The organism is Nitrospinota bacterium (assembly GCA_027619975.1).
In the GTDB taxonomy this organism is placed as follows: Bacteria; Nitrospinota; Nitrospinia; order Nitrospinales; family VA-1; genus JADFGI01.
The window spans coordinates 73,526-80,722 of the sequence record JAQCGX010000011.1 but is presented as its reverse complement, the minus strand read 5'-3'; the positions used below and the strand labels follow the sequence as shown (position 1 = coordinate 80,722).

Here is a 7,197-nt window from a genome sequence, read left to right as displayed (position 1 = left end):
CATTCCCCAGAGCAAACACCGACCGGACAAAATGGTTGCCAGGGGCGTCCTCTTCGGAAGTGAAGGACTTGGTCCCCGAGCCGATGACCGGAGCGTTTAAAATATATTTAAAGGCGTTCGGATTGGGCGTGAGTTCCGTATCGACGACCTCAAAACTCTTCTCTAAATTTTCATTCATAAAAATTCCTTTAACAAGAGGGGTTTCCTATTTCGTAGTCTTGGATGGAATCACCAGGGTTTCGATTCAGGAAAAAGCCTCCTCAACCCCGGCAATGTTGAATCATTATCTATCGCTTCCCCAGTTGTGTGTTTTCAAAGGTTTCACAGAGAGGCTTGCTCAGCGTCGATTCCTTCAACAGGTCTCCAATAGAGGATTTTTGATACGCTTTTTCAATCATCTTAATGGAATCGTTGAGCCGCTTATGAAGCGGGCACAAGTTACTGCCATGCTGACCCAGGCCCAGAGGGCACTTGTCGATATGTTTTAGAGGGTCCACCGCATTGATTACCTCCAGCAAGGACAATTCCTCGGCTGGTTTGGCCAGGGAAAACCCGCCGTGCAACCCGCGTTGCGAACTTACGATTCCGGCTTTTCCAAGGGCCTGTAGCACCTTGGAGAGGTAACTGCCGGGAACCTTGGTGATTTTGGCGATTTTTTCGGTGGTCAACGCCGTTTGCGGAGTGCTTGCCAGGCAAACCACCGATCGAAGCGCGTATTCTGCTGTTTGGGAGATCATCTCACTTTTCCTGTATAAACTAGATATCTATATCTTGACATCCAATTATAGCACGGCTATATTAAAAGTAAATAGGATAAAAAGATCCAAATATCTAGTTATAGCGGGTTTTTTAATAGTGGAAAAGAGTTTATTGGAAAAAATATTTAACAGGAGGGCATCATGTTCATGACAAATTTAGACATTCATTCCCGGATCAACGATTTTACCAAAGAGGATATGCGTCTGGCCAAGGTGTTGGAGGGGTTGGGAATCGATACCTGTTGCGGTGGCAACAAATCCCTGGCTGAAGCGTGCAGGGAAAAAGGTCTAGACCCTAAGGTCGTCCTGAAAGAACTGGTTCCGAGTGAGGAACCAGTGGATTCCAGAGAGGAGGAAAAAGATTGGTCGGATGCGGATTTGACCGATCTTGTGACCCACATCGAAGAGACTCACCATGTTTATTTGAAAAAGGTTCTTCCGCAGTTGTCTGCTCTGATCGAAAAGGTTGTTAAAGCGCATGGAGAAAGGCATCCCGAGCTTTCGGATTTACAAAAAATATTCGCTCTTCTCCGGGCCGATCTGGAACCTCACATGATGAAGGAGGAGCGCGTCCTGTTTCCCATGATCCGGCAAATAGAATCCGGTGCGGGGCCTGAGGAACTTCATTGTGGAACTCAAGGGCCTATCAACGTCATGCGGATGGAACACCAGAGAGCCGAAGCCCTGCAAGAGAAATTACGCAAGATCACAAATAACTTCACCCTGCCTGAGGACGGATGCAAAACCTACCGTCTCATGCTGGAGGGGTTGGAAAATTTGGATGCCGACCTCAATGTTCATATTTATAAAGAAAACGAGGTCTTGTTTCCCCGGGTTCTTACTACGGAGACCGATTCAATATAACGATCTATCTCCGTATCGGCTTGAGGTTCGAGGAACTCCCTCCACCTCATTTCTCAAAAAAATGTATAATGGGCCGCATCACTAATTTTTTAAGAAAAATTTATTCCACGCATGAGCGAAGTTGAAACATTTGAAGAGGGGGTTCGCAAAGACCCTGACAACCCGGATTTGCGCTTCCAACTAGGTAAAGCGTATTTTTATACGGGAAAAAATACGGAAGCGATGGAAGCGTTGAAAGCATCCATTCGCCTGAAACAGGACCATGCCGAATCGCATTTTTACCTGGCCAAGGTTTTTGATATTCTGAAACGCTACGATGAAATGATCGATGCATTTCAGGAAGCGGCCTATCTTGCGCCTGATTGGGCGGAAGCTCATTATAATCTTGGGTTGTCTTTTCTAATGTTGGGTCGGGCGGAAGAGGGGATCGCTCCGCTTGAGGAGGCGGTGCGTCTGCAACCTGATTTTGCCGAAGCCCACAATGCCCTCAGTCTGGTTTACGGCATGACCGATCAACAGGAAAAATCCGACGCGCATTATATAAAAGCCGGGCAACTGGACCCTCGATTTCAAAAATAATTTTACAGAGATTGACGGTTCCTTTAGTATTTTCCGCGAATGAGCGGCGCCGACCGGGTTTCATAAAACTCCTTCAGTTTCCGATGAAGTTCTTTGGGGAGGGGAGCAAGGTCGCTTACCGAGCCATTGGCACGCACCTGTTCCGGCGTGGTGGCTCCAGGGATCATCACCGTCACCGCATCGAAGTCCAGAACCCAGCGCAGGGCCATTTGCGCCAGGGTCATTCCCTCCGGAACCTGCGACTTGAGTTCGTCCGCCAATTCGACCCCTTGAGCAAACGGAATCCCCGCGAAAGTTTCTCCGACATTGAACTGCTCGCCGTTACTGTTATAGTTGCGATGATCGTTTTCAGGAAAAGTAGTGCCAGTTTTAAATTTTCCCGACAACAGGCCGGATGCCAGCGGCAGGCGGATGATTAAAGAAACGTCTTTGGCCTGGGCCTGATCGAACAGGGCCGTGATCGGTTTTTGGCGAAAAATATTGAAGATGATCTGCAAAGAGGAGACTCCTTCCTGATCCAGACAGATCAACGCTTCTTCCATAGACTCCACACTCAGGCCAAAATGTTTGATTTTTCCTTCCTGTTTTAATATTCGCAACCATTCAAACAGGTCTCCCTGTTGCAATACTTCCGTGGGCAGGCAGTGCACCTGAGTCAAATCCAAAGCCTCCACCCCCAGCCGGCGGAGCGAGTTTTCCGTGTGCTGGCGAAACTGTTTCAGGGAAAAGTTTTCTATCCCACCGGGTTCCGGGAAACGGCCCAGTTTGGTGGCGATAAATATCTTGCCGTTATGTGCTTTTATAAACCTGCCGATCCGGGTTTCGCTCAATCCCTTCCCATAGACATCGGCGGTGTCTAAAAATGTAACCCCGGAGTCGACCGCCTCATTGAGGATGCATTTCGCCGTTTTATCATCCAGATTCCCCCAATCCGCCCCCAACTGCCAGGTTCCTAAACCCACTTCTGAAACAGGCGTTCCCTGCCCTGAAAAATTTCTATATTTCATAGCTTCTCCCGACAGGACAAGGCCTCGTGTCCATTAATGGCCGAGGGCTTGTCCTGTGTCAGCGATTTGTAAATAGTGATACTATTGAAAATACTTGCTACCGTTGTATTGCATTTGTTGGATAATCGCAAAAAATTTAAAGATAAATATAAAATGAATCGCTGGTGTTTATTATTAGGTGCTTTGTTTTGTTTGACGACGGGGTCTGGGTTTCGCGAGGTAGTTCATGCAGATGAATTGGGATTCAAGCAATATCGTGAAAACGTTTTAAAGCAGATTGCGGAATATAAAGCGGCTCTTAAAAAAGATCCGTCAGACGCTCAGGGTCATTTTCGACTGGGGGTGTCCTACCAGGCTCTGGGACGACATGAAGAAGAGATCGGTGAATACCTGGAAGCGATTCGGCTTGAACCAGATTTTGCAGAGGCGCATTTCAATCTGGCTCAGGCGTATGATTTGACGGAAGACGGGGTTCATTCGATTCGCCATATGCTACGGGCGCGGCAAATTTATTCCGCCCGCAGAAACCATCGGGGAATACGAACCAGCCAAAGACAATTGCGAGGGCTTTATGAAAAATATGGAACAGAGGATTCGATTGATCTCAGAGACTGATTCCGGGAAAAATGTATTGTGGTTTAATTGTATAGCAGCAAAAACCCCTCACTCATCGACCTGTTTCGTATTCATTGAAGAGCCTTGCAAGGGTTTTTCCAGTTCTTCCCCCACGATGCATCTGTAAAAAAATTATCGGAAGGATTGAGACGAAAAGTAAGGACTCGGACGGAACAGTCGAGAACTCAGAGATTTTTCGCGTTCCTTAAAGGCAGCAGCATGAGGACTTTTGGTTCAAGGCTTGAAAATAACTCACGGTGGAGCTACTATGAAAAGACTATGGAAAAAGATTTTGAACCCCTGAAAATTCGTTTGCGCATTATTTGTGATCGCCTCGACCCCGATGAACAGTCCTATTTTCGTCCTCTTATAGAAAACTTTACCGGAGCCACATCGGAGTTTCAGCGCATCATGCGGGATCTGGGAAAGTTTGGAGCAAAAATCACTGATGGGTCCAAGTTTGGAGTCTACCGGGAGGTTCAGCATCTCTTCGAGCAACCCCGCCACAAAAAATAACTTCCTATCGATGGATATTGATGCAGTTCATATTGTCGTCTGTGGTCGGGTACAGGGCGTATGCTACCGCAACAGTGCCAGGGTCCGTGCCCTGGAATTGAAGCTTGTCGGTTGGGTCCGAAACTGCCCCGATGGAACGGTGGAAATTCATGCCCAAGGGGATCGGAAAAACCTGGACAAGTTCATCGAATGGTGTGGAAAGGGGCCGCCCGCGGCAGATGTGACAGGGCTCGATGCGGTTCCGGTTGCCCGAGCGGGGATGGAAACATTTTTGATCCGATAACACCCAAATAAAAGAGCGAATTTGTGATTAAAATTGAAAATCTGGTAAAAAAGTATCAATCCGTTGTGGCGGTGGACCACTTGAATCTGGAAGTTCCCAAAGGCCAGTTGTTTGGGTTTCTGGGGCCGAACGGCGCAGGGAAAACCACGACCATCAAACTGTTGATGGGTCTTTTAAAACCCTCCAGCGGTTCCATCACCCTTGGCGGCGTGAATATCCATGAGGACCCTGTCAAGGCGAAGGCAATGGTGGGTTATATTCCCGACCGTCCGTATATTTACGAGAAGCTGACCGGCATGGAATATCTGGAATTCATCGCCGATTTGTATTCCATTGAAAAAAAAATCGTCCGGTCCCGCGCCATGAAGTTCCTGGAATTTTTTGACCTGAAAGATGTTGCCCACGAATTGATAGAAGGTTATTCCCACGGCATGAAGCAGAAGTTGGTTATTTCCGGAGCCTTAATTCACTCCCCTGAAATTGTCGTTGTGGACGAGCCGATGGTGGGGCTGGACCCCAGAGGCGCGCGGCAGGTAAAGGATCTATTTCGCGACTTATGCCAGGAAGGCACCACTTTGTTCATGTCCACCCATTCTTTGGGAATCGCGGAGGCCATGTGCCATCGGGTGGGGATCATCCTTAAAGGGAAAATGCTTTCGGATGGCTCTGTGGAGGATTTACGAAAACAGGCTCAGCAGGAACATGGCGACCTGGAAGAAATCTTCCTGAAACTCACAGGCGATAACGACATGCAATCTCTGATCGAGTCTCTGAAAGAACAGTAATCAATGAGTAATTTTCAGGGATTGGCTCCCTGCAACAGGATGTCCACTTCCAACTCCTCTTCTCCACGCTTAAGACGAACCACTGCACGATCGCCAAGGTTGAAGGTTTGCAGTCGGCCGATCAGGTCATCGACTCCTGCAAGGTTTTTTCCATTTATGGCCAAAAGCACATCGCCCACCTGGATTCCGGCCTGTTGGGCGTTGGAATTTTCCCCCACATGCACAACGTTGACCCCTGAGTCTTTCTCCTTGAGCTGAACACCCAGTTTTACCTTGTTGTCAGGCAATACCTTGTACTCCAGCCTCCAGGCGTAATCTGCCGAATAGAGGGGGATGGAGACATGTTTTACCTGCATTTCCCGATCCTTGAGTTCCTCCGGCAATTCAGTCACCGTGGGAAGGATGATGGAGTAGGCGTGTGGAATCCGGCGAAAAGCTCTCTTGGGAATTCCAAACCCGTATTGCACATGGAACCCTCCGGCGAGGACCACCAGCTTCGAGTCGCGGGTGGCCTCATCTTGCAGGAAATCGGCAACCGTCCGGGCCATCGTCTCTTCCCAGAGAAGCAGCATCTGGTAGGGTTTAATCAGAGCTTCGGCGTGATCGTTATGGCCGCCAAAGATCGACATGGAAAAAGATTTGTGGTAAATGTCATTTTCGTCCAGCTCGGGAAAATTCTCAGAATCGGTGTTCGATTCCCTTTTGCGAAATCGGTCTTCTGTTTCTCTTGAAGATTTGAGTCCGATGATGGGAATGGAGTTTTCCCTGGCAAAATCAAAGAGTGGCTGGTAAAGCGCGTATCCCGGCCCCCAATTGGCTTGAAACAGTTTTTTAAACTCAGGTTGCGGCAAATCGCCCCGATGCCAACGGTCCAGGTCGGGCTGAGCCGAGCGGCGAAACATTTCCATACCAACGGTGATTTTCCCAGGAAATTTTTTGGTCAGTTGCTCAAGCACTTCCAGTTGGGCGCGATGCGCTTCCAGGTTATCGTGGGTTTCTCCGATGTAAATGACGCGAGACCCGGAAATAGCCTCAATCATCTGATCCTTAGTCACAGCAATTCCGGTGGGAATATGCAGGATTTGATCTATCTCCAGCTGATTCACATCCCGGTAGGGAGACCCCGAATGAGGAACGGCGTATTCCTCTGCTTTCGCACTTTGGGTATAGGACAGCAACCAGAACAGAAACAGGGCGCCCAGGGTGATTTTGATGGCGAGATGGACAGGAGTTTGATTCATGAAACCCTTTGCATCGAGTTGTTATGAAATTTTATTTGTATGCGACCAATATACATAATCTTTGGGGCCAGTCAAACAGCCTGTTTTCCGGGTTTGCGAGGAAGGATTAATTTTCAGTTATTTAGGTATTGACATTCATAAAAAATAAATTCATAATCTGAAATTTGCTAAAATTACAACGTTTCCCGCAGGAGTCTTTAGCTTTTGAGGGGTTCGATTTCCCTTTTTCTGTTCAAAGGGAGTGCGATATTACAGCTCGAAATAAACAAACGGAAATGAATTTTACGGACCAAATAAAACAATAGGGGGGGGGTAATATTTTTTGGAAGTAATAGTCTATCAAAATCAGGTCGAAAAAGCCTTGAAAGTGCTTAAGCGGCAAATGACGAAAGAAGGACTGCTGAAAGAACTAAAGCGAAGAAGGTTTTATGAAAAGCCTTCCGTCAAGAAGAAGCGCAAACAGAAAGAGGCTAAAAAGAAAAGAAAAGCGGCTCTTAGAAGACGACGAACCTTTTCAATGTAAGGTAGAGAGCTTGCAGGATCTTCAAG

10 protein-coding genes are annotated in these 7,197 nt (G+C 47.7%); 7 read left to right on the top strand and 3 right to left on the bottom strand.

The features are described from left to right. Positions 1-287 precede the first annotated feature (287 nt). Complete coding sequence (locus O3C58_05900) at positions 288-737, bottom strand: Rrf2 family transcriptional regulator (protein MDA0691394.1); 450 nt, start codon at positions 735-737, stop codon at positions 288-290. Between the two features lie 162 nt (positions 738-899). On the opposite strand from O3C58_05900, the gene ric reads away from it, so the two are divergent. After that, positions 900-1,622: an iron-sulfur cluster repair di-iron protein gene (gene ric, locus O3C58_05895; GenBank protein MDA0691393.1), complete on the top strand. Its 723-nt coding sequence runs from the start codon at positions 900-902 to the stop codon at positions 1,620-1,622. A gap of 111 nt (positions 1,623-1,733) precedes the next feature. Beyond that, the gene (locus O3C58_05890) at positions 1,734-2,201 is read left to right on the top strand and encodes a tetratricopeptide repeat protein (GenBank protein MDA0691392.1); all 468 of its coding nucleotides are present in this window, start codon (positions 1,734-1,736) and stop codon (positions 2,199-2,201) included. 23 nt (positions 2,202-2,224) lie between these two features. Here the strand turns inward: O3C58_05890 and O3C58_05885 are convergent, their stop codons facing one another. Then, positions 2,225-3,208, bottom strand: coding sequence for an aldo/keto reductase (locus tag O3C58_05885; GenBank protein MDA0691391.1), 984 nt, complete (start codon positions 3,206-3,208; stop codon positions 2,225-2,227). 153 nt (positions 3,209-3,361) lie between these two features. On the opposite strand from O3C58_05885, the gene O3C58_05880 reads away from it, so the two are divergent. The 4 genes from O3C58_05880 (at position 3,362) to O3C58_05865 (ending at position 5,407) form a co-directional block, all read left to right on the top strand. Next, positions 3,362-3,823, top strand: coding sequence for a tetratricopeptide repeat protein (locus tag O3C58_05880; GenBank protein ID MDA0691390.1), 462 nt, complete (start codon positions 3,362-3,364; stop codon positions 3,821-3,823). A gap of 279 nt (positions 3,824-4,102) precedes the next feature. Next, positions 4,103-4,339 (top strand): hypothetical protein, encoded by a 237-nt coding sequence (locus tag O3C58_05875; GenBank protein MDA0691389.1) that lies wholly within the window; start codon positions 4,103-4,105, stop codon positions 4,337-4,339. 10 nt (positions 4,340-4,349) lie between these two features. Further along, positions 4,350-4,622 (top strand): acylphosphatase, encoded by a 273-nt coding sequence (locus O3C58_05870; GenBank protein MDA0691388.1) that lies wholly within the window; start codon positions 4,350-4,352, stop codon positions 4,620-4,622. Between the two features lie 23 nt (positions 4,623-4,645). Continuing rightward, positions 4,646-5,407: an ABC transporter ATP-binding protein gene (locus tag O3C58_05865; protein ID MDA0691387.1), complete on the top strand. Its 762-nt coding sequence runs from the start codon at positions 4,646-4,648 to the stop codon at positions 5,405-5,407. A 14-nt stretch (positions 5,408-5,421) separates the two neighbouring features. On the opposite strand, the gene O3C58_05860 is transcribed toward O3C58_05865, so the two are convergent. Continuing rightward, positions 5,422-6,648, bottom strand: a complete 1,227-nt coding sequence (locus tag O3C58_05860; GenBank protein MDA0691386.1) for a ChaN family lipoprotein — start codon at positions 6,646-6,648, stop codon at positions 5,422-5,424. Positions 6,649-6,970: 322 nt separating this feature from the next. Here O3C58_05860 and rpsU point away from each other — a divergent pair, with 322 nt between their 5' ends. Beyond that, a complete protein-coding gene (gene rpsU, locus O3C58_05855; GenBank protein MDA0691385.1) occupies positions 6,971-7,171 on the top strand; it encodes a 30S ribosomal protein S21 in 201 nt (66 codons plus the stop codon). Positions 7,172-7,197 lie beyond the last annotated feature (26 nt).